Consider the following 26,214-nt stretch of genomic DNA (forward strand, 5'->3'; position numbering starts at 1 on the left):
GCGTCGCAGGCCCGCGGCGTCCGGTGCGTGCTCTCGGCGTGCCGGGTGGAAGGCCTCGTACTGGATGTACTTGGTCTTTCGCCCGGTGCGGCGAGAGTGCGTGCCGGGCGTCGTGGGGCAGGCGGGGGTTTGAAGACGGGCCCTAGCGGCGCGGTCCCGGGCGGCCGGTGGCGGCCGGTCGCCCGCGGGGACGGGGCGTCAGACCTCGGTGAACGGCGCGGGGTAGCGGCACACGCCGTGCGGGACGCTGTCCGCGCCGGGCAGCGCGAGCGCCTGGAAGTACGCCTCGGGGACGTCGAACGGTCCGGTGATGCGGTGCCCGGAGGCGGGCGCGAAGCCGAACCGGCCGTAGTAGCCGGGGTCGCCGAGGACCACCACGACGCGTTCGCCGGCCTCCGCGGCGGCGGCCAGCGCGGCCCGGACGACGGCGGTGCCGACGCCCTTGCGCTGCCACTCGGGGGCGACGGCGACCGGGGCGAGGGCGAGCCCCTTGCCGTTGCCGATCCGCAGCCGGGTGAGCAGGGCGTGGCCGATGACGACCTCCCGGGCGTCGACGGCGACCAGCGAGAGGTCCGGCAGCCAGGCGGCGTCGCGGCGCAGCGCGTCCACCAGGTCCGCCTCTTCGGGGCCTGGGAAGGCCGCCATGTGGACGCGCCGGGTCTCGGCGGTGTCGGTGGGGAGTTCGACTCTGGTTCGTACGGTCATCCTTGACCCTTCTTGCGCCCTGCACCCCGTTGTGCAGCGATCCGGCCCCGGGCGGTGCGAGCCTACTCCTGGTGGGCGCGCACCGGCCGGGGCCGGAACGAATCGTGATCTTTGTGATGTGCCGTCAGTTTCCGACGGCGCGTCAGGCGGTGGGCTCGGCCTCCGCCTTGGCGGCGTCCTTCTCCTTCGGCTTGGCGTCCACGCCGGCCTCCCGGCGCTGGGCCGGGGTGATCGGGGTGGGGGCGCCGGTCAGCGGGTCGCCGCCGGTGGAGGTCTTCGGGAAGGCGATGACGTCCCGGATGGTGTCGTAGCCGCCCAGCAGGGTGACCACGCGGTCCAGGCCGAGCGCGATGCCGCCGTGCGGCGGCGGGCCGTAGTTGAAGGCGTCCAGCAGGAAGCCGAACTGCGAGGCCGCCTCCTCCTCGGAGAGGCCGATCGCGTCGAACGCCCGCTTCTGCACCTCGCGCTGGTGGATACGGATCGAACCGCCGCCCAGCTCCGAGCCGTTGAGGACCAGGTCGTACGCGTTGGAGAGCGCGCTGCCCGGGTCGGTGTCGAAGGTGGCGAGCGACTCGGCGGTGGGCGCGGTGAACGGGTGGTGCACCGCGTGCCAGCCCTGGAACTCGCCCTTGTCGTCCTCGATCGGCTCGAACATCGGGAAGTCCACGACCCAGAGGAACGCCCACTGGGACTCGTCGATCAGGTTGCAGCGGCGGCCGATCTCCAGGCGGGCGGCGCCGAGCAGCTCCTGCGAGGCGGTCTTCTTGCCGGCCGCGAAGAACACCGCGTCGCCGGGCTTGGCGCCGGCGGCGGCGGCCAGGCCGGCCAGGTGCTCCTCGGACAGGTTCTTGGCGACCGGGCCGCGCAGCTCGCCGGTCTCGGCGTCGACCAGCACGTACGCGAGGCCGCGGGCGCCGCGGGCCTTCGCCCAGTCCTGCCAGGCGTCGAGCTGCTTGCGGGGCTGCGAGGCGCCGCCGGGCATGACGACCGCGCCGACGTACGGGGCCTGGAAGACCCGGAACTCGGTGCCCTTGAAGTACTCGGTCAGGTCGGTGAGTTCCTGCCCGAAGCGGACGTCCGGCTTGTCGGAGCCGTAGCGGGACATCGCGTCGGCGTAGGACAGGCGGGGCAGCGGGTTGGGGATCTCGTACCCGTGCACCTCCTTCCAGATCCGGGCGATGATCTTCTCGCCGAGGGCCAGGATGTCCTCCTGGTCGACGAACGAGGCCTCGACGTCGAGCTGGGTGAACTCCGGCTGCCGGTCGGCGCGGAAGTCCTCGTCGCGGAAGCAGCGGGCGATCTGGTAGTAGCGCTCCATGCCGGCGACCATCAGCAGCTGCTTGAACAGCTGCGGGGACTGCGGCAGCGCGTACCAGTGGCCCGGCTGGAGGCGGACCGGGACCAGGAAGTCGCGGGCGCCCTCGGGGGTGGAGCGGGTCAGGTACGGGGTCTCGATGTCGAGGTAGTCGTTCTCCTCCATCACCGAGCGGATGATGTGGTTGACCTTCGAGCGCAGCCGCAGCGCGCGGGCCGGGCCCTCGCGGCGCAGGTCGAGGTAGCGGTAGCGGAGCCGCACCTCCTCGTTGACCGAGCCGGGCTCGTACTCGGCGACCTGGAACGGCAGCGGCGCGGCCTCGGACAGCACCTCGATGGACTCGACGACGACCTCGACGGCGCCGGTCGGGATGTCCGGGTTCTCGTTGCCCTCGGGGCGGACCCGGACCTCGCCGATCACCTTCACGCAGTACTCGGAGCGCAGCCCGTGCACCGACTCCAGGTCGCGGACCACGACCTGCACGGTGCCGGAGGCGTCGCGCAGGTCGATGAAGGCCACGCCGCCGTGGTCACGGCGGCGGGCCACCCAGCCGGCCAGGGTGACGGTGGTGCCGGCGTGCTCCGGTCGGAGCGTGCCCGCGTCGTGCGTGCGGATCACAGCTGCTTCTCCTTCAGGGTGGTGACGAGCGCCTCGAGGGCGACGGGGGTCTGCTCGCCGGACTCCATGTCCTTGAGCTGGACCACGCCCTCGGCGAGGTCCCGGTCGCCGGCGATCAGGGCGAAGCGCGCCCCCGACCGGTCGGCGGACTTCATGGCGTTCTTGATGCTCTTGACGCCGAAGGCCAGGTCGGTGGGCACGCCCGCGCGGCGCAGCTCCACGACCTTGGCGAACAGCAGGTCCTTCGCCGCCTCGCCGAGCGCCACCGCGTAGACGGCGGTCGCGGCGGGCAGGTCGAGGGCGATGCCCTCGGCCTCCAGCGCCAGGAAGGTGCGGTCCACGCCGAGCGCCCAGCCGACCGAGGGCAGGGCCGGTCCGCCGATCATCTCGGACAGGCCGTCGTAGCGGCCGCCGCCGCCGATCGCGGACTGCGCGCCGAGGCCGTTGTGCACGAACTCGAAGGTGGTGCGGGTGTAGTAGTCCAGGCCGCGGACCAGCTTCGGGTCGTCGACGAACGCGACCCCGGCGAGCGTGAGCAGCTCGCGGACCTTCTCGTCGTACGCCTTGCAGTCCTCGCAGAGGAAGTCCCGCAGCATGGGGGCGTCGGTGAGCTGGGCCTGCACGGACTCGCGCTTGTCGTCCAGCACGCGCAGCGGGTTGATCTCGGCGCGGCGGCGGGTGTCCTCGTCCAGGTCCAGGCCGGACAGGAACTCGATCAGCGCGGCGCGGTAGACCGGGCGGCACTGCTTGTCGCCGAGGCTGTTGAGCAGCAGCGAGTAGTTCGACAGCCCGAGCGTGCGGAACGCGTCGTCGGCGAGGATGATCAACTCGGCGTCCAGCGCCGGGTCCTCGGCGCCGATGGCCTCCGCGCCGACCTGCGAGAACTGGCGGTACCGGCCCTTCTGCGCCCGCTCGTAGCGGTAGTAGTTGCCGGAGTACCAGAGCTTCACCGGGAGGTTGCCCTGCTTGTGCAGGTTCGCCTGGAGGGCGGCGCGCAGCACGGAGGCGGTGCCCTCGGGGCGCAGCGCGAGCTCGTCGCCGCCGCGGGTGGTGAGGTTGTACATCTCCTTGGTGACGATGTCGGTGGACTCGCCGACGCCGCGGGAGAAGAGCTTCACGTCCTCGAAGACCGGGGTCTCGATGTAGCCGTAGCCGGCCCGGCGCGCGGGGGCGGCGATCGCCTCGCGGATCGCCAGGAAGGTCGCCGAACTGGGCGGCAGCAGGTCGTAGGTGCCCTTGGGGGCGGTGAAGGTGCTCAACTTCTCTTCCGTCACATTCCTCGTCGCGGGAAGGCCGGGGCGTCGGCCGCCCCCGCTGCCTGCTGGAGGTAGGGGTTGGTGGCGCGCTCTCGGCCGATGGTGGTCTGGGAGCCGTGGCCGGAGAGCACCACGGTCGCGTCGTCGAGGGGCAGGCACACCCGGGCCAGCGAGCGCATGATCGCTCCGCTGTCTCCGCCCGGGAGGTCGGTACGCCCGATGGAGCCGGCGAACAGCAGGTCGCCCGAGAACAGCACCGGAGGAATGTCCGTCACGGCGGGCGTCCTGAACGTCACCGACCCCTTGGTATGGCCGGGCGCGTGGTCGACGGTGAGCCGCAGGCCGGCCAGTTCGAGCACGCTGCCGTCGGTCAGTTCGCGGACGTCGTCCGGTTCGCCGACGGTGAGGGAGCCCATCAGCTGCTGGCCGAGGGAGCGGCCGAGGGCCTTCTCCGGGTCGGCCATCATGTACCGGTCCTCGGGGTGGATCCACGCCGGGACGCCCTGGGCGCCGCAGACCGGGACAACCGAGGCGATGTGGTCGATGTGCCCGTGGGTGAGCAGGACCGCGACCGGCTTGAGCCGGTGCTCGCGGATCAACTCCTCGACGCCGCTTGCCGCTTCGTGCCCGGGGTCGACGATCACGCACTCCTCGCCGGCGGCGGGAGCGACCAGGTAGCAGTTGGTGCCCCAGGCCCCGGCGGGGAATCCGGCGACGAACACGCGAGTCCTTCGTTTCATGCGGTGGCGGTCTTGTTTCCCCCGCAGCCTACCGGCGGCACGGGGCCGCGGGCGAACCGGTTCCCGCGCGCGTTCAGGCCTTTCTCATGTGCCGTTGATCCCGTGCTGACGCGCGGGGTCCTTACACTGGGCCGCCGACGGGTGCGACGATGCGCACACGACAGTCACAACTCCCCACCTCCCAGAGCGCAGTAGGAGACACACCCGGTGGTCAGCAGCGAACAGCGGCGGCGGGAGCTCGCCCGCGAGAAGTACAAGCGCCAGATGGACGCGCGCGCCAAGGCCGCGGCGCAGCGCAAGAAGCGCAACGCGGTGGTGGCCTCGGTCGCCGCCGTGGTGGTGCTGGCGGGTGCCGGCGCGGCCGCGGCCGGCGTGTTCGGCTCGGACAAGAAGGACGACAAGAAGGCGTCCGCCGCGCCGACCCCGGCCCCGTCGAAGACCGGCAAGTACACGGCCGAGCCGGCCATGTCGATCGACACCGCCGCCCCGTACACGGCCTCGCTGGACACCTCGGCGGGCAAGGTGACCTTCTCGCTGGAGGCGGCGAAGGCCCCGCACACCGTCAACTCCTTCGTGTTCCTGGCCGGTGAGCACTTCTGGGACAACACCAAGTGCCACCGCCTCACCACGGACGGCATCTTCGTGCTGCAGTGCGGCGACCCGACCGGCACCGGCACCGGCGGCCCGGGCTACGAGATCCCGGACGAGAACCTGACCGGCGCGACCTACCCGGCGGGCACCGTGGCGATGGCGAACGCCGGCCCGAACACCAACGGCAGCCAGTTCTTCCTGGTCTACAAGGACACCCAACTGCCGCCCAACTACACCCCGTTCGGCAAGATCACCGGCGGCCTGGACGTGCTCCAGAAGATCGCCGGGGCCGGCGTGCAGGGCGGCGGTTCGGACGGCGCGCCCGCCACCCCGGTCGAGATCAAGGCCATCACCGCGGCCAAGGGCTGACCCGCCGCGAAAATCGACCGGTGCCGGATGCGGACAGCACCGGCGCTGGTCGCCTATGTTGCTGTTGTATAGGGTGCCCAGACCGTCGGCCGTCACCCTCGGCACGACAACGACGGCTCGGGACGGCGGACTCCATCGGTCCGCCGCACATCAACTGTGGACGACGCTCCCGCCCGTGGGCGTGGCGTCATGTGGAGGAGGCGCTGTGAGCAGCGACCCGTGGGGCCGTGTCGACGAGCAGGGGAACGTCTACGTGAGGACGGCCGACGGCGAACGCCAGGTCGGCTCCTGGCAGGCCGGCTCCCCCGAGGAGGCCCTCGCCTACTTCGAGCGCAAGTTCCAGGGCCTGGAGGCGGAGACCGCGCTCCTCGAGCACCGGGTCCGCAAGACCGACCTGGCCGCCAAGGAGGCGCAGACCGCGCTGGACCACCTGCGGGCGCAGGTCGCCGAGGCGCACGCCGTCGGCGACCTGGCCGCGCTGGCCAAGCGCCTGGACACGCTGGCCGGGGAGATCGAGACCCGGCAGGGCGAGCGCAAGGCCGCCCGGGCGAAGGCCCAGGAGGAGACCCGCGCCGCCAAGGAGGCGCTGGTCGCCGAGGCCGAGCAGCTCGCCGACTCCAACCAGTGGCGGGAGGCCGGCGACCGGCTGCGCGCCCTGGTCGACAGCTGGAAGGCGCTGCCGCGCCTGGACCGCAAGAGCGACGACGAGCTGTGGCACCGCTTCTCGCACGCCCGCTCGGTCTTCTCCAAGCACCGCAAGGCGCACTTCGCGGCGCTGGACTCGGAGCGCGACCACGCCCGCGCGGTCAAGGAGAAGCTGGTCGCCGAGGCCGAGCAGCTCGCCGACTCCACCGACTGGGGCCCGACCGCGGCCGCCTACCGCGATCTGATGACCCGTTGGAAGGCCGCCGGCCGCGCCCAGCGCGAGGCGGAGGAAGAGCTGTGGGCCCGCTTCCGCGGCGCCCAGGACGTCTTCTTCCAGGCCCGGTCCGCCGCGTTCTCCGAGCGCGACGCCGAGCAGGGCGAGAACCAGAAGGCCAAGGAGGCGCTGCTGGTCGAGGCCGAGGCGATCCTGCCGATCACCGACCTGAAGGCCGCCAAGGCCGCGCTGCGCGACATCGCCGAGCGCTGGGAGGCCATCGGCCACGTCCCGCGCGACGCCCGTCCGAAGCTGGACGGCCGGCTGGCCACGGTGGAGCGCGCCGTCCGCGAGGCCGAGGAGGCCGAGTGGCAGCGCTCCAACCCGGAGGCCCGGGCCCGCGCCACCGGCATGACCGCGCTGCTGCAGTCCGCCGTCGACAAGCTGCAGGCCGACCTGGACAAGGCCCGTGCGGCCGGCAACGCGTCCCGGGCCGCCAAGCTGGAGGCCGAGCTGGCGGGCCGTCAGGCGCTGCTCGACCAGGCGCAGAAGTCGCTGCAGGAGTTCAGCTCCTGACCTGACGTCAGCACGGAGGGGCCCGGTCGCCGTACGGCGACCGGGCCCCTCCGCGTTTGCCGGAGCCAGGGCCCGGGGCTCGTGTCCGGGGGGTCAGACGGAGGCGGGCGCGGACGGCGAGGCGCCGGGCTGCAACTGGTCCAGGTCGACGCTCTGGTCGGGTCCGGGGGTGGCGCTCGGCACCGGGGTGCCGAAGTCGCCGAGGTCGACCCTGCCGCCGGTGTCCCGCTCCATCCGCAGCGGCACGGCCGGGCCGTCGGCGGCCACGTACAGGGTGCCGGAGCCGGTGTCGGAGTGCCCGGTCACCGGGATCGTGCGGTGGCCCTGGACGGTGGTGGCGGCGCCCTTGGCGAGGTCGCTCCCGCCGGAGCCGAGCCGGTTGGCCAGTGCGCCGAGGTCGCACAGGTCGACGACCTCGGCGAACTGCGGGTTGTCGCTGGTGGTCTTCAGGTAGCGGTCGCCGACCAGTTCGGCCAGCGCGGGGTCGCCGTTGTTCTCCCAGAAGGCGTGGTCGGGCTTGACCCAGAGCTCCTGTCCGGCCTTGACCACCTGGAAGCCACCGACGCCGGCCTGCCGCAGCGTGCCGGCGCAGCTGCCCGCGCCGTCCAGCCGCAGGTCCACGGTGATCGTCATGCCGTTGCCGCCGACCGTGCCGGTCTCCCGCACCGACCTGGCGTCCCGGAGCGCCTGCACGGCCCGTTGCAGGATCTCCGCGGCCGGGAGGGCGGCCACCCCGTTGTCGGAGGCGGCGGCGGTCGCCGCGGCCGGGCTGCCGGCGGCGGCCGGTCCGCCGGAGCCGCCCGATCCGCCGCAGCCCGCCGCCAGGACGGCGGCCGCCGCCGCGCCCGCCGCCGTCATCGTCCGAGTCCCGCGCACGGTGCCTCCCGCAGATAGCCGACCGCCCCCACCCGGCCAGTGTCGGCGGGGCGGGGGCGGCCTGCACGCGGGGCCCGGGACGCGCCGGGCGAAGGGGCTACTTGCGGGCGGAGGTGACCCGGTAGACGTCGTACACGCCCTCGACGCCGCGCACCGCCTTCAGCACGTGGCCGAGGTGCTTGGGGTCGCCCATCTCGAAGGTGAACCGGCTCATCGCGACCCGGTCGCGGGAGGTCTGCACCGCCGCCGACAGGATGTTGACGTGCTGGTCGGAGAGCACCCGGGTGACGTCCGACAGCAGGCGGGAGCGGTCCAGCGCCTCGACCTGGATGGCCACCAGGAACACCGAGGACTGGGTGGCCGCCCACTCCACGTCGATCATCCGCTCGGGCTGCTGCTGGAGGGACTCCACGTTGACGCAGTCCGCGCGGTGCACCGAGACGCCGTTGCCGCGGGTGATGAAGCCGACGATCGGGTCGCCGGGCACCGGCGTGCAGCAGCGCGCCAGCTTCACCCACACCTCGTCGACGCCCTTGACGATGATGCCCGGGTCGCCCTTGGCCCGGCGGCGCATCGAGCGCGGCTGGTGGGACGGGGTGGCGGTCTCGGCGAGGTCCTCGACCGCGCCGTCCTCGCCGCCCATCGCCTGGACCAGCTTCTGCACGATCGCGGCCGCGGCGACGTGGCCCTCGCCGATCGCCGCGTACAGCGAGGAGATGTCCGGGTAGCGCATCTCGTGGGCCAGCGTGACCAGCGAGTCCCCGGTGAGGATCCGCTGGATCGGCAGGCCCTGCTTGCGCATCGCCCGGGCGATCGCCTCCTTGCCCTGCTCGATCGCCTCCTCGCGGCGCTCCTTGGAGAACCAGGCGCGGATCTTGTTCCGGGCCCGCGGCGACTTGACGAAGCTCAGCCAGTCCCGGGACGGGCCGGCGTTCTCCGCCTTGGAGGTGAACACCTCGACGGTGTCGCCGTTCTCCAGCGTCGACTCCAGCGGCACCAGCCGGCCGTTCACCCGGGCGCCGATGCACCGGTACCCGACCTCGGTGTGCACCGCGAAGGCGAAGTCGACCGGCGTGGCCTTCGCGGGCAGCGCTATCACGTCGCCCTTGGGGGTGAAGACGAACACCTCGTTGCTGGACAGGTCGAAGCGCAGCGACTCGAGGAACTCGCTCGGGTCCTCGGTCTCCTTCTGCCAGTCCAGCAGCTGCCGCAGCCAGGCCATCTCGTTGACCGCGTCGGCCTTGTCGTGCTGCCGCTTGTGGGTCGGCGTGTCGGTGCGCACCTTGGACGCGCCGGCCACCGCCCGCTGCTTGTACTTCCAGTGCGCGGCGATGCCGTACTCGGCGCGCCGGTGCATGTCGAAGGTGCGGATCTGGAGCTCGACGGGCTTGCCGCCGGGGCCGATCACCGTCGTGTGCAGCGACTGGTACATGTTGAACTTGGGCATCGCGATGTAGTCCTTGAACCGCCCCGGCACCGGGTTCCACCGCGCGTGGATGGTGCCCAGCGCCGCGTAGCAGTCGCGGACGGTGTCGACCAGGACCCGGATGCCCACCAGGTCGTAGATCTCGGCGAAGTCCCGGCCCCGGACGATCATCTTCTGGTAGACCGAGTAGTAGTGCTTCGGACGGCCCGTCACCTGCGCGGTGATCCGCGCCCCGCGCAGGTCGCCCTGCACCTGGTCGATGACGGTCGCCAGGTACTCGTCCCGCTTCGGGGCGCGCTCGGCCACCAGCCGGACGATCTCGTCGTACATCTTGGGGTAGAGGATGGCGAACGCCAGGTCCTCCAGCTCCCACTTGATGGTGTTCATGCCCAGCCGGTGCGCCAGCGGGGCGTAGATCTCCAGCGTCTCGCGGGCCTTCTTCTCCTGCTTCTCCCGCTTCAGGTAGCGCATCGTGCGCATGTTGTGCAGCCGGTCGGCGAGCTTGATCACCAGCACCCGCGGGTCCTTGGCCATCGCCACGACCATCTTGCGGACGGTCTCCGCCTGCGCCGCCTCGCCGAACTTCACCCGGTCCAGCTTGGTGACGCCGTCGACCAGCAGTGCCACCGAGTCGCCGAAGTCCTGCCGGAGCGTCTCCAGCCCGTAGTCGGTGTCCTCCACGGTGTCGTGCAGCAGCCCCGCCATCAGCGTCGGCGCGTCCATCCCCAGCTCGGCCAGGATGGTCGCCACCGCCAGCGGGTGCGTGATGTACGGGTCGCCGCTCTTGCGCTTCTGCCCGCGGTGCCACTTCTCGGCCACCGCGTACGCCCGCTCGATGTCCTTGAGCAGGGCCGGGTCGGCCTTGGGGTCGTTGGCCCGGATCGTCCGGAACAGCGGTTCCAGGACCGGGTTGACCATCGAACTGCGCTGACCGCCCAGCCGCGCGAGGCGAGCCCGCATCCCGCCCGGCGAGGGACGGGAACTGGCAGTCGCAGCCGTGGGCACAACCTCGTCGGGCAAGGACACTCCTACGTGCAGACGGATCAACCTTCATCGTACCGGCGGCACCACGGGCTTCCGCGATTGGCCGACCCCCCACAGCGGAAAGCCGCCCGGGAACGGAATCTGTTCCCGGGCGGCTCCGACGCAGGTGGGCGCTCAGACCACGACGAGGGTCTCCAGCGGCGCACCGTGCAGGTGCGGGACGAGCTTCTCACGCCCCGTCAGGAAGCCGAGCTCCATCAGCACCACGACGCCCACCAGCTCGGCGCCGGCCTCCTGGACCAGGTCCAGCGAGGCCGCGATGGTGCCGCCGGTGGCCAGCACGTCGTCGACCACCAGCACCTTCTCGCCCGGCTCGAACGCGTCGCACTGCACCTCCAGCGTCGCCGACCCGTACTCCAGGTCGTACGAGCGGGAGAACACGTCGCCGGGCAGCTTGCCCTTCTTGCGGATCGGGACGAACCCGAGTCCGGCCGCGACCGCGGCGGGTGCGGCCAGCACGAACCCCCGCGCCTCCAGGCCGACCACCTTGGTCGCGCCGAGTTCCTTCGCCCGCTCGGCCAGCGCCCGGGTCAGCGCGCCGAACGCCTCGGCGTCGGCCAGCAGGGGGGCGATGTCCTTGAACAGGACGCCCGGCTTCGGGTAGTCCTGCACGTCCCGGATCCGGCTGTTGAGCAGCTCGGTCAGGGCGGGGTCGGTGGTGGAGGTCACGGGGGTTCCTTAACGAGGCGGGGTTCAGCGCTTGCCGGACGGCCGACCCTTGCCCCGGGTACGGCTGGTCGGCTGGTTGCGCTGTCCGACCATACCTGCCGGAACCTCCTCGTCGATCATCACGTCCTCGCCCCGCGCCGCGGCCTCCTCGGCCGCCTTGGCCTCGGACGCGCGGCGCTGCGCGACCCGCTTGGCCAGTGCCTTCATCTCCGGGGTCTGCTCCTTGAGCTGCGCGAGCAGCGGGGTGGCGACGCAGATCGAGGAGTAGGCGCCGGCGGCGAGGCCGATGAACAGGGCCAGCGAGATGTCGTTGAGGGTGCCCGCGCCGAGGAGGCCGCCGCCGATGAACAGCAGGGCGGAGACCGGGAGCAGCGCGACGACCGTGGTGTTGATGGAGCGCACCAGGGTCTGGTTCAGGCCGTGGTTGGCAGCCTCGCTGTAGGTGCGGCGGGACTGCTTGGCGAGGCCGTTCGTGTTCTCCTTCACGGTGTCGAAGACGACGACCGTGTCGTAGAGCGAGTAGCCGAGGATGGTCAGGAAGCCGATCACGGTGCCCGGGGTGACCTCGAAGCCGACCAGCGCGTACACGCCGATGGTGATCAGCAGGTCGTGGATCAGCGCGACCAGCGCGGCCAGCGCCATCCGCCACTCGAAGGCGATCGCCAGGTAGACGGTGACCAGGACCATGAAGATGATCAGGCCGGTCAGCGCCTTCTTGGAGATGTCGGCACCCCAGGAGGGGCCGATCACCTGGGCGTTGATGTCCTTCTCCTCGACCCCGACGGCCTGCGAGAACTCCTTGGTGAAGGTCGCCGCCGGCACCGACTCCTCGGCGCTGATCTGGACCCGGACGTCACCCTTGTCCGTGGTCTGCACCAGCGCGGTGTTGGAGCCGGTGATCTTGTTCGCGGCGTCCTTCGCCTGGGACACCGACAGCCCGGGCTTGTGCACGGTGTAGACCGAGCCGCCCTTGAACTCGATGCCCAGGTGCAGGCCCATGGCCAGGCCGATCGCGGCCACCAGGACGATCACCGCGGAGATCGAGTACCAGATCTTCCGCTTGCCGACGAAGTCGAACGAGACCTCGCCCTGGTAGAGGCGGTGACCGATGTTGCGGAGCGACATGGGTCAGACCTCCTGGGTCTGCTGGGAGGGGGCGGAGCGGCGGCGCGAGCCGCGGATCGGCGGCCGGGCGCCGAGCCGCTTCGGGTCCAGACCGGACCACGGGTGGCCGCTCGAGAAGAACTTGGTGCGGGCCAGCAGCGTGATCAGCGGCTTGGTGAACAGGAAGATCACCACGACGTCGAGCAGCGTGGTCAGACCCAGGGTGAAGGCGAAGCCCTGCACCTTGCCGACCGACACCAGGTACAGCACCGCGGCACACAGGAAGGACACGAAGTCCGAGACCAGGATGGTGCGCCGGGCCCGCGGCCAGGCGCGCTGCACGGCCGGGCGCAGCTGGGCGCCCTCGCGAACCTCGTCCCGGATGCGCTCGAAGTACACGATGAACGAGTCGGCGGTGATGCCGATCGCGACGATCGCGCCGCAGACCGCGGGCAGGTTCAGCGCGAAGCCGACGCCGGCGCCCAGCAGGCTCATGATCGACCAGGTCAGGATCGCCGAGACCACCAGGCCGGCGATCGAGATCAGGCCCAGGCCGCGGTAGTAGACCAGCGAGTAGATGACCACCAGCACCATGCCGATCAGACCGGCGACCAGGCCGGCGTCCAGCTGCTCGGAGCCGAGCTGCGGGGAGACGGTGGTGACGTCGCTCTTCACGAAGTCGAGCGGGAGGGCGCCGTAGCTCAGCACGTTGCCCAGCGACTTGGCGTCGTTCTGGGTGAAGGTGCCGGAGATGACCGCGCTGCCGCCGGTGATCGACTCGGAGACGTACGGGTGCGAGACGACCTGGCCGTCCAGCACGATGGCGAACTGGTTCGCCGGGGTCGGCTGGGCGGCGAGCTTGCCGGTGGTGTCTGCGAAGGCCTTGGAGCCGGCGTCGTTGAACGACAGGTCGACCATCCAGCCCTTGCCGCTCTGGGTGTCGTACACGGCCTGCGCCTTGGAGACGTCCTGGCCGTTCACGGCGACGCCGCCGAGCGCGAACTTGTACCAGAGGCCCTGCTCCGCGTCGTACGAGCAGGCCACGGCCGGCAGCGACGGGTCGGTCTTCTGGTAGTTCTGCCGCTGCTCCTTGACCGAGCAGTCCAGCGCGGCGAACTGCTGCTGCAGCTCGGCCGGGACGGTGCCCTGGGTCAGCGCGGCGGTCATGTCGGCCGCGGAGGCCGGGGCGCTCGGGGCGGCACTGGCGGCGGCGCTCGGGGCGGCCGAGGCGGCGCCGCTCGGGGCGGTGCTCGGGTCGGCCTGCAGGGCGCCGGACAGGGCACGGCCGGCCTTGCTGGCCGAGGCGCTCGGCGCGGGCGCGGAGGCGCTGCCGGAGGCGGCCGGGCTGGCCGAGCCGCTGGGCGCCGTCGACGGCGCGGTGCTCGGCTGCGGCTGGGCGCTCACGCCGGTCGGCGCGGTGGCCAGGACCGGACGGAAGTACAGCTTCGCGGTGTCACCGACCTTGTCGATGGACTCCTGCGTGTTACCACCGTCGGGGATGTTGACGATGATGTTGCTGTTGCCCTGGGTCTGGACCTCCGCCTCGGAGACGCCCATGCCGTTGACGCGCTTCTGGATGATCCCGACCGCGGTGTCGAGGTTGGCCTTGTTGATCGCGGAGGGATCGTCCGACTTGGCGGTCAGCGTGACGCTGGTGCCACCGGCGAGGTCGATACCGAGACGCGGCTTGGTGTAGCCCGTCCCGAACATGAGGGCCACCAGGCCGACGGTGACCACCAGGATGAGCGCCAGCGCCCTCCCCGGGTATCCGTCGCGCGACCGCGACTTGGGTGTTGCCACCTTGTTCGTTTCTCCCTGTCCATGCCGCCCGGCGGCCACGCCCCCGGCCCCGCGCAGGGCGGGGGCCGGAGAGCGGCGGACGCACGGCGGCCCAAGAGGTCCTGTGGGCTTGCGGCGGGTGCCGCTGGTCGGAGGGAGAGTGCCCCCCGGCCGTACTACTTGCTCTCGGGAGCCTCGGCGTCGGCCTTCGCCTCGTCCTTGGACAGGCTCAGCGGCTTCTCGTCGGCGTCCTCGATCGCCTCGACGTCCTCGGTCGACTCGTCCTCGGCCGGACGGCCGTTGATGATCGCGTCGTACTCGAGCGGCTCCAGGACCGCCGCGATGGCGCCCTTGGTGTAGTGGGCCACCACGCCGGGAGCGACCTCGAGCTCGACCGTCTCGTCGTTGACCGCCTTGACCAGGGCGTACATGCCGCCGATGGTGCGGACGCCCGAACCCGGCTGCAGAGCGGTCTGCATGCTCTGCATCTGCGCCTGCCGCTTCTTCTGCGAGCGGAACATCAGGAAGATCGCGAGGAGCGGGAGGAGGAGGATGATGAAGTTCACAGCCAGGGTCCTTTGTCGGCCGCCCGGCAGGCGGCCAGTGCGTGTACGTCGGCCCGTCGGGCGAGAGGGGCGGTCCGGCGGAGTCTAGGCGACCCGCACTGAACGGACAACGCCAAGCATGCCAGTGTGCCGCCGAAAGTGGCGAGCCTTGGCATGGACATAAACCGCCGATAAGGAAGCCGAGTTACGCCTCGCCGTCCGCCCAGAGTTCGGACTGCGCCCCGCGCGGCGCCCGCACCGACTGCGGCGGGGTCATCCCGAGGTGCTGCCAGGCCGCCGCCGTGGCGATCCGCCCGCGCGGGGTGCGCGCGAGCAGTCCTTCCCTTACCAGGAACGGCTCGGCGACCTCCTCCACGGTCTCCGCCTCCTCGCCCACGGCCACCGCCAGCGTGGACAGGCCCACCGGTCCGCCCCCGAACAGCTTCAGCAGCGCCTGCAGCACCGCCCGGTCCAGGCGGTCCAGTCCGCGCGCGTCAACCTCGTACACCTCCAGGGCCTGCGCGGCGATCTCCCGGGTGACCAGCCCGTCGTGACGGACCTGCGCAAAATCCCTCACCCGGCGCAACAGCCGGTTGGCGATGCGCGGCGTGCCGCGCGAGCGGCCGGCGATCTCCGCCGCGCCCGCCGGGTCGATCTCCACGTCCAGCAGGCCCGCCGAACGGTGCACCACCCGCTGCAGCTCGGCCGGCGCGTAGAACTCCATGTGGCCGGTGAAGCCGAAGCGGTCGCGCAGCGGCGGCGGCAGCAGGCCGGCCCGGGTGGTCGCCCCGACCAGCGTGAACGGCGGCAGCTCCAGCGGGATCGCGGTCGCCCCCGGGCCCTTGCCGACGATCACGTCGACCCGGAAGTCCTCCATCGCCATGTACAGCATCTCCTCGGCGGGCCGGGACATCCGGTGGATCTCGTCGAGGAACAGCACCTCGCCCTCGGTCAGCGAGGAGAGGATCGCCGCCAGGTCGCCCGCGTGCTGGATCGCCGGGCCGGAGGTGATCCGGATCGGCGCGTTCAGCTCCGCCGCGATGATCATCGACAGCGTGGTCTTGCCCAGCCCGGGCGGGCCGCTCAGCAGCACGTGGTCGGGCGCCGCGCCGCGCTGACGGGCCGCCTGCAGCACCAGCGAGAGCTGCTCGCGCACCCGCTCCTGGCCGATGAACTCCTCCAGCAGGCGCGGCCGCAGCGCCGCCTCCACCGCCTGGTCCTCGCCGTCGGCGGACGCCGTCACCAGGCGGTCAACGGGCTCGGACTCGTACGGACTCATCGGAAAACGGCTCCCCATTGTCGACATGGTGACGGATCGTCAAATTGGTGTTCGCGCAGCTCAGCGGGCCCGGTTCAGGCCGCGCAGGGCGAGGCGCAGCAGCGCGCCCACGTCCGGCACGGCCTGCGCCTCGGCGTCCGGCGCCACCCGGGACACCGCCTCGTCCGCCTCCCGCGGAGCGTAGCCGAGGCCCACCAGCGCCGAATGCAGCTGCTCGTGCCACGGCGCGGGACCGGACGCGACCGGCTTCTGCGCCGGCACCGTGCCGTGCGGGGCGCCCAGCTTGTCCTTGTACTCCAGCAGCAGCTTCGCCGCCTTCGCCTTGCCGATGCCCGGCACCGCGATCAGCGCCTTCTCGTCACCGGCCGCCACCGCGACCCGCAGCGCCTCCGGCGAGTGCACCCCCAGGATCGCCTGCGCCAGCTTCGGCCCCACGCCCGGCGCCGCCTGCAGCACCTCGAACGTCGCCCGCTCGTCGTCGTCCGCGAAACCGAACAGCGTCAGCGAGTCCTCCCGGACCACCAGCGAGGTCGCCAGCCGCGCCACCTCCCCCACCCGCAGCCCGGACAGCGTCGACGGCGTGCACTGCACCGCCATCCCCACTCCCCCGACCTCGACCACGGCCACCCCGGCCCCCACCACGGCAACCGGGCCCTGCACAAAGGCGATCATGGCCGCCACACTTCCTTCTCTGGTGAACGTGGGCCCTACGAGGGGCGCGAGGAACTGCGCGGACGACCGGGCGCTCTGCCGTACGCCGCCCGCGGTGCGGCCGCCCGCTGCTCGGGCGGGTCGTCCGCCGACGGGGTGTGCCACGTGCCGCTCTCGTGGGCGCGGATGGCCGCCGTCAGGCGGTTGGTGGTGCCGCCGCGCCAGATGTGACAGATCGCCAGGGCGAGGGCGTCGGCGGCGTCGGCGGGCTTGGGCGGGGCGTCGAGCCGGAGTATCCGGGTGACCATGGCGGTGACCTGGGCCTTGTCCGCCCGGCCGGAGCCGGTGACGGCGGCCTTGACCTCGCTGGGGGTGTGCAGCGTGACGGGGATGCCGCGCCGCGTCGCGCACAGCACCGCGACGGCGGAGGCCTGCGCGGTGCCCATCACGGTGCGGACGTTGTGCTGCGCGAACACCCGCTCGACGGCGACGAGTTCGGGCGAGTAGCGGTCGAGCCACTCCTCCAGCCCGCGTTCGACGGCGAGCAGCCGCGGGCCGAGCTCGTCGCCCGGCGGCGTCCGGACGACGCCCACGCCGAGCATGTTCAGCTGCCGCCCGGGCAGCCCGTCGACGACTCCGACGCCGCACCTGGTCAGCCCGGGGTCCACTCCCAGTACGCGCACCTGCCCGCCCCACCTCTCTCCGACCTGCGAAGGCTACCCCCGACCACGGACAACCGGTCCCGGACACGCCTCCGCCCGGCGGCCGCGAGCAGCCACCGGGCGGAGGGAGCGGGAGCGGCTCAGGCGTCCAGCTCGGCCATGATCTCGTCCGAGACGTCGAAGTTGGCGAAGACGTTCTGCACGTCGTCGCTGTCCTCCAGCGCGTCGATCAGCTTGAAGATCTTGCGGGCGCCCTCGGCGTCCAGCTCGACCTGCATGCTGGGGACGAAGTTGGCGTCGGCCGAGTCGTAGTCGACGCCGGCGTCGACCAGGGCGGTGCGGACCGCCACCATGTCGGTGGCCTCGGAGATCACCTCGAAGGCCTCGCCGAGGTCGTTGACCTCTTCGGCGCCGGCGTCCAGGACGATGTCCAGGACCTTGTCCTCGTCCACGCCGTCGGCCTTGGGGACGATCACGACGCCCTTGCGGTTGAACAGGTACGACACCGAGCCCGGGTCGGCCATGCTGCCGCCGTTGCGGGTCATCGCGACGCGGACGTCGGAGGCCGCGCGGTTGCGGTTGTCGGTGAGGCACTCGATCAGGACGGCCACGCCGTTCGGGCCGTAGCCCTCGTACATGATCGTCGAGTAGTCGGCGCCGCCGGCCTCCGCGCCGGAACCGCGCTTGACGGCCCGGTTGATGTTGTCGATCGGGACGGAGCTCTTCTTCGCCTTCTGGATGGCGTCGTAGAGCGTCGGGTTGCCGGCGGGGTCGCCGCCGCCGGTGCGCGCCGCCACCTCGATGTTCTTGATCATCTTGGCGAAGAGCTTGCCGCGCTTGGCGTCGATCGCGGCCTTCTTGTGCTTGGTGGTAGCCCACTTAGAGTGGCCGGACATCGCCAGCTCCTTTTCGTCGCCAATGGGAAATGAACAGGGGAGATCTTACCGGTGCCGCACTGCGGGGTGGCACACGGTCACCGCGTCGCGGCTACTGCGCGGCGGCCTCGACCATCCGCACGAAGTACTCGTGCACGCGGTGGTCGCCGGTCAGCTCCGGGTGGAAGGAAGTGGCCAGCAGGTTGCCCTGGCGGACCGCCACGATCCGGGCGTCCGGGCCGTCGGCGGCCGGGACCTCGGCGAGCACCTCGACGCCCGCGCCGACCGACTCGACCCAGGGGGCGCGGATGAAGACGCCGGTGACCGGGTCGCCGGCCATGCCGGCGAACGGGATCGCGGTCTCGAAGGACTCGTTCTGCCGGCCGAAGGCGTTCCGGCGGACCGTCATGTCGATGCCGCCGACGGTCTCCTGGTCGTCGCGGCCGTCCAGGATCTTGTCCGCCAGCATGATCATGCCGGCGCAGGTGCCGTAGACCGGCATGCCGGCGCGGACGCGCTCGCGCAGCGGGTCCATCAGGCCGAACAGCACCGCCAGCTTGGAGATGGTGGTGGACTCGCCGCCGGGCATCACCAGGGCGTCGACCTCGGCGAGCTCCTCGGGGCGGCGGACCGGCCGGGCCAGCGCGTCGGCGGCGGCCAGCGCCACCAGGTGCTCACGGACGTCGCCCTGCAGCGCGAGGACGCCGATGGTGGGGGTGCTCACGGTCACTACCTCTTCGATGTCGAACTACGGGCCGGGTAAGCCCACGGAGCGGCCCGCCGCGCCGATTGCTCGCGCGGCGGGCCGAGGGGGGCCGGAACGGCCCGGGGCTCACCAGCCGCGGTTGGCGTAGCGCTCGGACTCCGGCAGGGTGTCGCAGTTGATGCCGACCATGGCCTCGCCCAGGTTGCGGGAGGCGTCCGCGATGATCTTCGGGTCGTCGAAGAAGGTGGTGGCCTTCACGATGGCGGCGGCGCGCTTGGCCGGGTCGCCCGACTTGAAGATGCCGGAGCCGACGAACACGCCCTCGGCGCCGAGCTGGCGCATCAGCGCGGCGTCGGCCGGGGTGGCGACGCCACCGGCGGAGAACAGCACGACCGGCAGCTTGCCGAGCTCGGCGACCTCGCGGACCAGCTCGTACGGGGCGCGCAGCTCCTTGGCGGCGGCGTACAGCTCGTTGTTGTCGAAGCCGCGCAGCTTGGCGATCTCGTTCTTGATCTGGCGCAGGTGGCGGACGGCCTCGACCACGTTGCCGGTGCCGGCCTCGCCCTTGGAGCGGATCATGGCCGCGCCCTCGGCGATCCGGCGGAGGGCCTCGCCCAGGTTGGTGGCGCCGCAGACGAAGGGGGTGGTGAACGCCCACTTGTCGGAGTGGTTGATCTCGTCGGCCGGGGTCAGCACCTCGGACTCGTCGATGTAGTCGACGCCGAGCGACTGCAGGACCTGGGCCTCGACGAAGTGGCCGATGCGGGACTTGGCCATCACCGGGATGGAGACCGCGCCGATGATCTCCTCGATCATGTTCGGGTCGGACATCCGGGCCACGCCGCCGTCCTTGCGGATGTCGGCGGGAACCCGCTCCAGGGCCATCACGGCGACCGCGCCGGCGTCCTCGGCGATCTTCGCCTGCTCGGCGTTGACCACGTCCATGATCACACCGCCCTTGAGCTGCTCGGCCATGCCGCGCTTGACCCGGGCGGTGCCGACCTGCGGCTGGTCTGCGGTGGTGGGGGTGATGGACACGTAAGACCTCACTCAGGAATGAACCGGTGCTATCGACCTATCGTAGGCCCGAGGGGGTGTGGACCCATACGCCACATGGTCCAGGGCCGCTCACGGCATACGACAATCAGGCCAGCGCACGAAGGGGGGCGGACGGTGGTGAAAAGCAGCGCCCAGCCTACGCGGGCGCGCCCTCGGGGGTGAGCGCCACCGGCGGCTCGTCGTCCATCTCGAAGGCCATCGGGAACGGCGCCCGGCCCGCCAGCCGGAAGTACCGCACCAGCCGGTGCTCGCGCACCGCCCGGGCCGCCCGCACCGCGTCGTTGTGGAAGCGCCGCGCCATCGGCACCCGGCGCACCGCCTCCACCAGGTCCCGCACCGCGTCCTCGCCGCCGGGCGCCGCCCGCACCGCCGCAACCTGCTCCGGCTCGTCCAGCACCGCGCGCAGCGCCTCGCTCAGCTCGCTCTCCGCCACCTCGCGCTGCTCGTCCTGCGCCTGCCGGGCCCCGTGCGCGGCCTCCAGCAGCAGGATCGACGCGGCCGGGTCGAGCAGCGAGGAGGTGGCCAGCTCCACCGCCACCGACGCCCGGCGCAGCAGCTGGGCGTCCAGCGAGGCCCGGGCGGCGTCGATCCGGGCGTGCAGCCGGTCGAGCCTGCCCGCCGTCCAGCTCAGGTAGACGGCGAACAGTACGACGGCCGCGAGGGCCCAAATCCAGGTAGTCACGGGGCGTTACGGTACCGGCTCAGCCGCCGAACGCCGCCGAGCGGTAGGACTCCCGGTCGGTCTCGGCGATCGACACGGTCGCCTGCACCGCCCCCGGGTCCGCGCCCAGGTACTCCGGCAGCGCGGCCAGCACCGCCTCCGCGAGCGCCGCCTTGGCCTGCGGGTTGCGCCCCGGGAAGATCTCGAAGTCGATCGCCACCAGCGCGAAGGTCTCGGCGTCCGCGCCGATCACCGCCTCCTCGGTGCGCCGGAACCGGGTCTTGCAGCCCTCCGGCTTGGCGTCGATCAGCTTCACGGCCAGCCGGTTCAGGGCCAGCCCGAAGCCGCGCCGGTCGAAGCAGTCGGCGAGCCGGTCGGTGTAGTCGACGGTGATCAGCGGCATGGTGGTACCTCTCGCGAGCAGGGTTCAGCGGCCAAGACGCGTGTGCCGGCCGGACGGTTCGGCCTCGGCGACCGGCGGACGGCCGTCGGTGACCGTCTCGTACACCGACAGCACCTCCGCGCCGACGGTCTCCCAGTCGAACCGGCGCACGTGCCGCGACGCGGCCTCGCGCAGCTCCAGCAGCCGGTCGGGGCTGCCGAGCAGCTTGAGGGCGGAGGCGGCCAGCGCGTCCGCGTCCTCGACCGGGAACAGCTCGCCGGCCGCGCCGCCGTCCAGCACCTGGCGGAACGCGTCCAGGTCGCTGGCCAGCACCGGGGCGCCCGCCGACATCGCCTCGACCAGGATGATGCCGAAGGACTCGCCGCCGGTGTTCGGCGCCACGTACAGGTCGACGCTGCGCAGCAGCCGGGCCTTGTCCCGGTCGGACACCATGCCGAGGAACTCGACCTGCGCCCGCACCTCGGGCGCCAGGCCGGCCACGGCCTCCTCCTCGTCGCCCTTGCCGGCCACCAGCAGCCGCACCCCGGGGCGCTCGGCGAGGATCCGCGGCAGCGCCGCCAGCAGCGTCGGCAGGCCCTTGCGCGGCTCGTTGATCCGGCCGATGAAGCCGATGGTGCCCGGCCCGCCCTCGGCCGCGCCGCCCTGCCACCTCGGGTCCGGTTCGGCGTCCGCGAAGAACCGCACGTCCACGCCGTTCGGGATCACCACCGCGTCGCCGCCCAGGTGCTCGACCAGGGTGCGCCGGGCGTACTCCGACACCGCGATCCGCCCCGACATCTTCTCCAGGCCCGGCTGCAGGATCGGCGAGGCCGCGATCATCGCCCGCGAGCGCGGGTTCGAGGTGTGGAACGTCCCCACCATCGGCCCGGACGCCGCCCAGGCCGCCAGCATCGACAGCGAGGGCGAGTTCGGCTCGTGCACGTGCAGCACGTCGAACCGGCCCTCGCGCAGCCAGCGCCGCACCCGGGCCGCCGACAGGAAGCCGAAGCTCAGCCGCGCCACCGACCCGTTGTACGGCACCGCGACGGCCCGCCCCGCCGACACCACGTACGGCGGCAGCGCCTCCTCGTCCTCCGCCGGGGCCAGCACCGACACCTCGTGGCCCAGCCGGATCAGGTGCTCCGCCAGGTCCCGGATGTGGAACTGCACACCGCCCGGCACGTCCCAGTCGTACGGGCAGACCACGCCGATCCTCACGACGCCTCCCGACGGGGCGTCAGGTCCGCCAGCCACAGCTTCTGCAGCATGTGCCAGTCCACCGAGTGCTCGCGGATCGCCTCCGCCCACACGTCCGCCATCGCCTGGGTCATCGCCGCCGCCTGCTCCTGCCGGGTGCCCTCGCCGGACGGCGCCACCTCCGGGTGCACCTCCGCGCGCAGCAGCGGCCCGTCGTACCAGAGCGACACCGGGAACAGCGCCGCCCCCGTCCGCTGGGCCAGCGCCGCCGGACCGGCCGGCATCCGGGTCGGCTCGCCGAAGAAGTCCACCTGGATCCCGGCCTCCGAGAGGTCCCGGTCGCCCACCAGGCAGACCAGCTTGCCCTCGCGCAGCCGCCGCGCCAGCGTCCCCACCACCGAGACCTGGGAACCGGTCAGCGCCAGCACCTCCATCCCCAGGCTCTCCCGGTAGGCCACGAACCGGTCGAACAGCGACTCCGGCTTCAGCCGCTCCGCGACCGTGGTGAACGGGAACCCGCCCGCCGAGGCGATCCACGCCCCCGCCAGGTCCCAGTTCGCCATGTGCGGCAGCGCCAGCACCGCGCCCCGCCCGGCGGCCATCGCCTCGTTCAACTGCTCGAGGTTCTTCACCGTTATGGCGCCGGCGATCCGCTCCGGGCTCCAGGTGGACAGCCGGAACGACTCCATCCAGTACCGCAGGTACGACCGCATCCCGGCCCGGGACAGCTCCCGCAGCCGCGCCGCGTCCGCGTCCGGATGGACCCGGGCCAGGTTGGCCTCCAACTGCCGCACCCCCTTGCCCTGCCGCCGCCACGCCACGTCGGCGATGACGTTGAACAGGCCGCGGGCGACCGGCTCCGGCAGGTGCTTCAGCCCCGCCCAGCCGGCCGCGTAGGCCGTGTCGACCAACCGCTCCTTCACTTGACCCCCTCGGCGGCGCCCGCCGCCTCCAGCTCCGCCGACTCCCGGCGCACCGTCAGCATCCGCTGCGCCACCGTCACCAGGCTGCCCGCCGCGACCACCCACAGGGCGATCGGCAGCAGCCACTCGATGTACGGCACCCCGAACTTGTGCAGGCCCGCGAAACCGGCCGCCACCAGGCTGATCACCAGCCGCTCGGCCCGCTCCACCAGCCCCGACACGTTCACCGGGAAGCCCAGCGACTCGCCGCGCGCCTTGGTGTACGACACCACCTGGCCGCTCGCCAGACAGAAGATCGACACCGCGCACAGGATGTCGTTGTCGCCCTTCCCGGCATACCACATCGCCAGGCCGCCGAAGATCGCCGCGTCGGCGACCCGGTCGAGCGTGGAGTCCAGGAACGCACCCCACTTGCTGGACCGGCCCGCCTGGCGGGCCATGTTCCCGTCCACCAGGTCGGAGAAGATGAACAGCGTGATGGTGATCGTGCCCCAGAAGAACTCCCCGCGCGGGAAGAACACCAGGGCGCCCGCCACCGAGCCGGCCGTTCCGATCAGCGTGACCGCATCCGGACTGACACCCCACCGCAGCAGCATCGCCGCGAACGGGGTGAGGACACGTGTGAAGAAGCCACGCGCGTACTTGTTGAGCATGGCCTTCCGGTCCGCTCCGCTCCTCGGAATGGCACCCGCGAGCCGCTGGCCCGCCGGGCGGCCGCGCGGATGGCCCCGCCCGGCTGGACAATGGTATCCACGCTGATCGAGCGGCAGGAGGCCAGCCATGCCGGACCGGACAGCCCACTCCCCCAGTACGCCCGCCGACCGACCCGGCCGGCTCCGCAACATCGCCCTGGTAGGGGCCGGCGGAGCCGGCAAGACCACCCTCGCGGAGGCACTCGCCGTCGCCGCCGGCGCCCTGACCAGGCCGGGCACCGTCCCCGACGGCACCACCGCCGCCGACTGGGAGGACATCGAGCACCAGCAGCAGCGCTCCGTGCAGTTCGCGCTCCTCCCGCTCCCCTGGCAGGACCTCACCGTCAACGTCCTCGACGCGCCCGGCTACGCCGACTTCGCCGGCGAACTGCACGCCGCCCTGCGCGCCGCCGAGGCCGCCGTCTTCGTCCACTCCGCCGCCGACGAGAGCGTCCCCCGGCCCGTCCGGGCGCTCTGGCAGGAGTGCGAGGAGGCCCGCCTCCCCCGCGCCGTCGCCCTCACCCACCTGAACACCGCCCGGGTCCGCCTCGACGACGTCCTGCGGATGCTCCAGGACACCCTCGGCACCCCCGACACCGTCCGCCTGCTGCACCACCCCGACCTGCGCGACGGCCACCTGCACGGCACCACCGACCTGCTCACCGGCCGCTCGTACGGCAAGCCCGACGACCCCGGCGACCTCGGCGCCGAGCGCGCCCGCCTGATCGAGGCGCTCGCCGGCGAGGACGACACCCTGATGCAGCGCTACCTGGACGGCGCCGAGCTCGACACCGCCGCCCTCACCGCCGGCCTGCGCCGCGAGATCCTCGCCGGCACCCTGCACCCCGTCCTCGCCACCGCCCCGACGGCACCGGCTGCGATGCCCTGCTCGACCTGGTCGCCACCGCCTTCCCGTCCCCCGCCGACCGCGCCGACGGCCTCCCGCCGCCGACCCCGACGCGCCCTTCACCGCCCAGGTCGTCCAGACCGGCGAGGACCCCTACCTCGGCCGCCTCAGCCTGCTGCGGGTCTTCACCGGCACCCTGCACCCCGACACCGCCGCCCACCTCCCCGACGGCACCGAGGAACGCCTCACCGCCCTGCACAGCCCCTTCGGCCACCAGCTGCGCCCCGTCCCGCAGGCCGTCGCCGGCGACCTCGTCACGGTCGCCAAGCTCACCGCGGCCCGCACCGGGGACACCCTCACCGCCGACAGCACCGTGCTGCCGCCCTGGCCGCTGCCCGAAGCGCTGCTGCCCACCGCCGTCCAGGCCCGCTCCAAGGCCGACGAGGACAAGCTCTCCCAGGCCCTCGGCCGGCTCGCCGCCCAGGACCCGGCGCTGCGCGTCGAACAGAACCCCGACACCCACCAGCTCGTCCTGTGGTGCACCGGCGAGGCCCACCTCGCCGTCACCCTCGACCGGCTCACCGCCCGGCACGGCGTCCACGTCGAGACCGTTCCCTACGAGGTCGCGCTCCGGGAGACCTTCGCCGCCCCCGCCAACGGCCACGGACGGCACGTCAAGCAGTCCGGCGGACACGGCCAGTACGCGATCTGCGACCTCACCGTCGAACCCCTGCCCGGCGGCGGCTTCGAGTTCGTCGACCGGGTGGTCGGCGGCGCAGTCCCCCGGCACTTCGTCCCGTCGGTCGAGAAGGGCGTCCGCGCCCAGCTCGCCCACGGCCTGCACGGCCACCCGATGACCGACGTCCGGGTCACCCTCACCGACGGCAAGGCGCACTCGGTCGACTCCTCCGACGCCGCCTTCCAGACCGCGGCCCAACTCGCCCTCAAGGAGGCCGCCGACCACACCGAGGTCCGCGTCCTGGAACCCGTCGACGAAGTCCGCGTCCTGCTGCCCGACGAGTACCAGGGCGCCGTCCTCACCGACCTGTCCGCACGCCGCGGCCACGTCCTCGGCACCGAGATCGGCGGCCCCGGCCTGAGCCTGGTCCGCGCCGAGGTCCCCGAACTCGAACTCGCCCGGTACCCGCTCGACCTGCGCTCGCTGTCGCACGGAACCGGCCAGTTCACCCGCAGCTACCTGCGGCACGCCCCCATGCCCGCCCACCTCGCCGCCCAGTACGCCACCACGGGCTGACGAGGCGTCAGGAGCCTCAGGAACGGCGCGGCAGCGCACACGCCTTGGTGCCGCCCGGCATCTGGTCCCGGTGCCGCGCCACCCAGCGGTACAGCACGTCCGCCAGCGGCCGCACCGGCGCCAGCGCCAACAGGCCGCCCGCCCACGCCCACAGGCCGCCCGAGCGCATCAGCAGCCGCGCCACCGCCTGCGAGCCGCCGTACACCTTGCGGTCCGGCGTGATCCACAGCACCTCGCGGGACGCCCGCTCCTCCGTCACCTCGCCGCCGGTGAATTCACCCAGCGCCGCCATGTCCGCGAACTGGAACGCCACCGCCTGCCAGCCCGCCGAGGACAGGCTCTGCCGCGGATAGCGCTCCGCCCACCGCACGCAGCTCGAACAGAACGCGCAATCACCGTCGAAAACCAGCACCGGCTCCGGTGCGAACGCACTCGTCATACCGCGATCCTCTCGCCCGCCCGCACCCGCGGGCAAACCGGGTGCGTCGAAGTCCCCACGACGGGGCAACATTCCCCCGAAACCGCCGCGCACGGCCGAGATGTGACCCAGGAT

24 protein-coding genes and 1 pseudogene are annotated in these 26,214 nt (G+C 72.3%); 3 read left to right on the plus strand and 22 right to left on the minus strand.

Annotated features, from left to right (window positions below):
• Positions 1 to 198 precede the first annotated feature (198 nt).
• The 4 genes from KCH_RS06530 to KCH_RS06545 form a co-directional block, all read right to left on the minus strand.
• Positions 199 to 705, minus strand: a complete 507-nt coding sequence (locus KCH_RS06530) for a GNAT family N-acetyltransferase (protein ID WP_035860057.1) — start codon at positions 703 to 705, stop codon at positions 199 to 201.
• A gap of 142 nt (positions 706 to 847) precedes the next feature.
• Positions 848 to 2,638 (minus strand): aspartate--tRNA ligase, encoded by a 1,791-nt coding sequence (gene aspS, locus KCH_RS06535; RefSeq protein ID WP_035860060.1) that lies wholly within the window; start codon positions 2,636 to 2,638, stop codon positions 848 to 850.
• Positions 2,635 to 3,897 carry a histidine--tRNA ligase gene (gene hisS / locus KCH_RS06540; RefSeq protein WP_035860062.1) on the minus strand — a complete coding sequence of 421 codons (1,263 nt, stop codon included), beginning with the start codon at positions 3,895 to 3,897 and terminating at the stop codon, positions 2,635 to 2,637. Before hisS ends, aspS begins: the two co-directional genes overlap by 4 nt.
• 11 nt (positions 3,898 to 3,908) lie before the next feature.
• Positions 3,909 to 4,616: an MBL fold metallo-hydrolase gene (locus tag KCH_RS06545; protein WP_035860063.1), complete on the minus strand. Its 708-nt coding sequence runs from the start codon at positions 4,614 to 4,616 to the stop codon at positions 3,909 to 3,911.
• A gap of 225 nt (positions 4,617 to 4,841) precedes the next feature.
• On the opposite strand from KCH_RS06545, the gene KCH_RS06550 reads away from it, so the two are divergent.
• Together KCH_RS06550 and KCH_RS06555 are read left to right on the plus strand one after the other, a co-directional pair.
• Positions 4,842 to 5,594, plus strand: coding sequence for a peptidylprolyl isomerase (locus KCH_RS06550; RefSeq protein ID WP_035860066.1), 753 nt, complete (start codon positions 4,842 to 4,844; stop codon positions 5,592 to 5,594).
• A gap of 205 nt (positions 5,595 to 5,799) precedes the next feature.
• Entirely contained in the window at positions 5,800 to 7,029 is a 1,230-nt protein-coding gene (locus tag KCH_RS06555; protein ID WP_035860068.1) for a DUF349 domain-containing protein, read from the plus strand.
• A 93-nt stretch (positions 7,030 to 7,122) separates the two neighbouring features.
• Here the strand turns inward: KCH_RS06555 and KCH_RS06560 are convergent, their stop codons facing one another.
• The 17 genes from KCH_RS06560 to pgsA form a co-directional block, all read right to left on the minus strand.
• Positions 7,123 to 7,905 carry a hypothetical protein gene (locus tag KCH_RS06560; RefSeq protein WP_157031922.1) on the minus strand — a complete coding sequence of 261 codons (783 nt, stop codon included), beginning with the start codon at positions 7,903 to 7,905 and terminating at the stop codon, positions 7,123 to 7,125.
• Positions 7,906 to 8,002: 97 nt separating this feature from the next.
• Complete coding sequence (locus KCH_RS06565; RefSeq protein ID WP_035860071.1) at positions 8,003 to 10,291, minus strand: RelA/SpoT family protein; 2,289 nt, start codon at positions 10,289 to 10,291, stop codon at positions 8,003 to 8,005.
• A 198-nt stretch (positions 10,292 to 10,489) separates the two neighbouring features.
• Positions 10,490 to 11,044, minus strand: coding sequence for an adenine phosphoribosyltransferase (locus KCH_RS06570; protein ID WP_035860074.1), 555 nt, complete (start codon positions 11,042 to 11,044; stop codon positions 10,490 to 10,492).
• Between the two features lie 24 nt (positions 11,045 to 11,068).
• Positions 11,069 to 12,169: a protein translocase subunit SecF gene (gene secF / locus KCH_RS06575; RefSeq protein ID WP_035860076.1), complete on the minus strand. Its 1,101-nt coding sequence runs from the start codon at positions 12,167 to 12,169 to the stop codon at positions 11,069 to 11,071.
• A 3-nt stretch (positions 12,170 to 12,172) separates the two neighbouring features.
• Complete coding sequence (secD, locus tag KCH_RS06580) at positions 12,173 to 13,948, minus strand: protein translocase subunit SecD (RefSeq protein ID WP_035860079.1); 1,776 nt, start codon at positions 13,946 to 13,948, stop codon at positions 12,173 to 12,175.
• Between the two features lie 155 nt (positions 13,949 to 14,103).
• Positions 14,104 to 14,493 carry a preprotein translocase subunit YajC gene (gene yajC, locus KCH_RS06585; protein WP_035860082.1) on the minus strand — a complete coding sequence of 130 codons (390 nt, stop codon included), beginning with the start codon at positions 14,491 to 14,493 and terminating at the stop codon, positions 14,104 to 14,106.
• A gap of 184 nt (positions 14,494 to 14,677) precedes the next feature.
• Positions 14,678 to 15,751 (minus strand): Holliday junction branch migration DNA helicase RuvB, encoded by a 1,074-nt coding sequence (gene ruvB / locus KCH_RS06590; RefSeq protein ID WP_035860084.1) that lies wholly within the window; start codon positions 15,749 to 15,751, stop codon positions 14,678 to 14,680.
• A 60-nt stretch (positions 15,752 to 15,811) separates the two neighbouring features.
• A complete protein-coding gene (gene ruvA, locus KCH_RS06595; protein ID WP_035860087.1) occupies positions 15,812 to 16,423 on the minus strand; it encodes a Holliday junction branch migration protein RuvA in 612 nt (203 codons plus the stop codon).
• A 35-nt stretch (positions 16,424 to 16,458) separates the two neighbouring features.
• Positions 16,459 to 17,085: a crossover junction endodeoxyribonuclease RuvC gene (gene ruvC / locus KCH_RS06600; protein ID WP_035860089.1), complete on the minus strand. Its 627-nt coding sequence runs from the start codon at positions 17,083 to 17,085 to the stop codon at positions 16,459 to 16,461.
• Positions 17,086 to 17,204: 119 nt separating this feature from the next.
• A complete protein-coding gene (locus KCH_RS06605) occupies positions 17,205 to 17,960 on the minus strand; it encodes a YebC/PmpR family DNA-binding transcriptional regulator (protein WP_035860092.1) in 756 nt (251 codons plus the stop codon).
• Positions 17,961 to 18,051: 91 nt separating this feature from the next.
• Positions 18,052 to 18,663 carry a pyridoxal 5'-phosphate synthase glutaminase subunit PdxT gene (pdxT, locus tag KCH_RS06610; RefSeq protein ID WP_157031923.1) on the minus strand — a complete coding sequence of 204 codons (612 nt, stop codon included), beginning with the start codon at positions 18,661 to 18,663 and terminating at the stop codon, positions 18,052 to 18,054.
• Between the two features lie 108 nt (positions 18,664 to 18,771).
• Positions 18,772 to 19,683 (minus strand): pyridoxal 5'-phosphate synthase lyase subunit PdxS, encoded by a 912-nt coding sequence (gene pdxS / locus KCH_RS06615; protein WP_035860103.1) that lies wholly within the window; start codon positions 19,681 to 19,683, stop codon positions 18,772 to 18,774.
• 157 nt (positions 19,684 to 19,840) lie between these two features.
• Positions 19,841 to 20,386 carry a membrane protein gene (locus KCH_RS06620; RefSeq protein ID WP_035860106.1) on the minus strand — a complete coding sequence of 182 codons (546 nt, stop codon included), beginning with the start codon at positions 20,384 to 20,386 and terminating at the stop codon, positions 19,841 to 19,843.
• A gap of 19 nt (positions 20,387 to 20,405) precedes the next feature.
• The gene (locus KCH_RS06625) at positions 20,406 to 20,768 is read right to left on the minus strand and encodes a tautomerase family protein (protein WP_035860114.1); all 363 of its coding nucleotides are present in this window, start codon (positions 20,766 to 20,768) and stop codon (positions 20,406 to 20,408) included.
• A gap of 24 nt (positions 20,769 to 20,792) precedes the next feature.
• Positions 20,793 to 21,965 (minus strand): glycosyltransferase family 4 protein, encoded by a 1,173-nt coding sequence (locus KCH_RS06630; protein ID WP_035860118.1) that lies wholly within the window; start codon positions 21,963 to 21,965, stop codon positions 20,793 to 20,795.
• A complete protein-coding gene (locus KCH_RS06635) occupies positions 21,962 to 22,855 on the minus strand; it encodes a phosphatidylinositol mannoside acyltransferase (protein WP_208865925.1) in 894 nt (297 codons plus the stop codon). The genes KCH_RS06630 and KCH_RS06635 overlap by 4 nt, the downstream gene beginning before the upstream one ends.
• Positions 22,856 to 22,863: 8 nt before the next feature.
• The gene (gene pgsA / locus KCH_RS06640) at positions 22,864 to 23,520 is read right to left on the minus strand and encodes a phosphatidylinositol phosphate synthase (RefSeq protein ID WP_035860123.1); all 657 of its coding nucleotides are present in this window, start codon (positions 23,518 to 23,520) and stop codon (positions 22,864 to 22,866) included.
• Positions 23,521 to 23,647: 127 nt separating this feature from the next.
• Here pgsA and KCH_RS06645 point away from each other — a divergent pair.
• A pseudogene (locus tag KCH_RS06645) lies at positions 23,648 to 25,661 on the plus strand (elongation factor G).
• Positions 25,662 to 25,677: 16 nt separating this feature from the next.
• Here KCH_RS06645 and KCH_RS06650 read toward each other — a convergent pair.
• Entirely contained in the window at positions 25,678 to 26,100 is a 423-nt protein-coding gene (locus KCH_RS06650) for a thiol-disulfide oxidoreductase DCC family protein (protein WP_035860125.1), read from the minus strand.
• Positions 26,101 to 26,214: the final 114 nt, after the last annotated feature.

It is taken from the genome of Kitasatospora cheerisanensis KCTC 2395 (assembly GCF_000696185.1).
In the GTDB taxonomy this organism is placed as follows: domain Bacteria; phylum Actinomycetota; class Actinomycetes; order Streptomycetales; family Streptomycetaceae; genus Kitasatospora; species Kitasatospora cheerisanensis.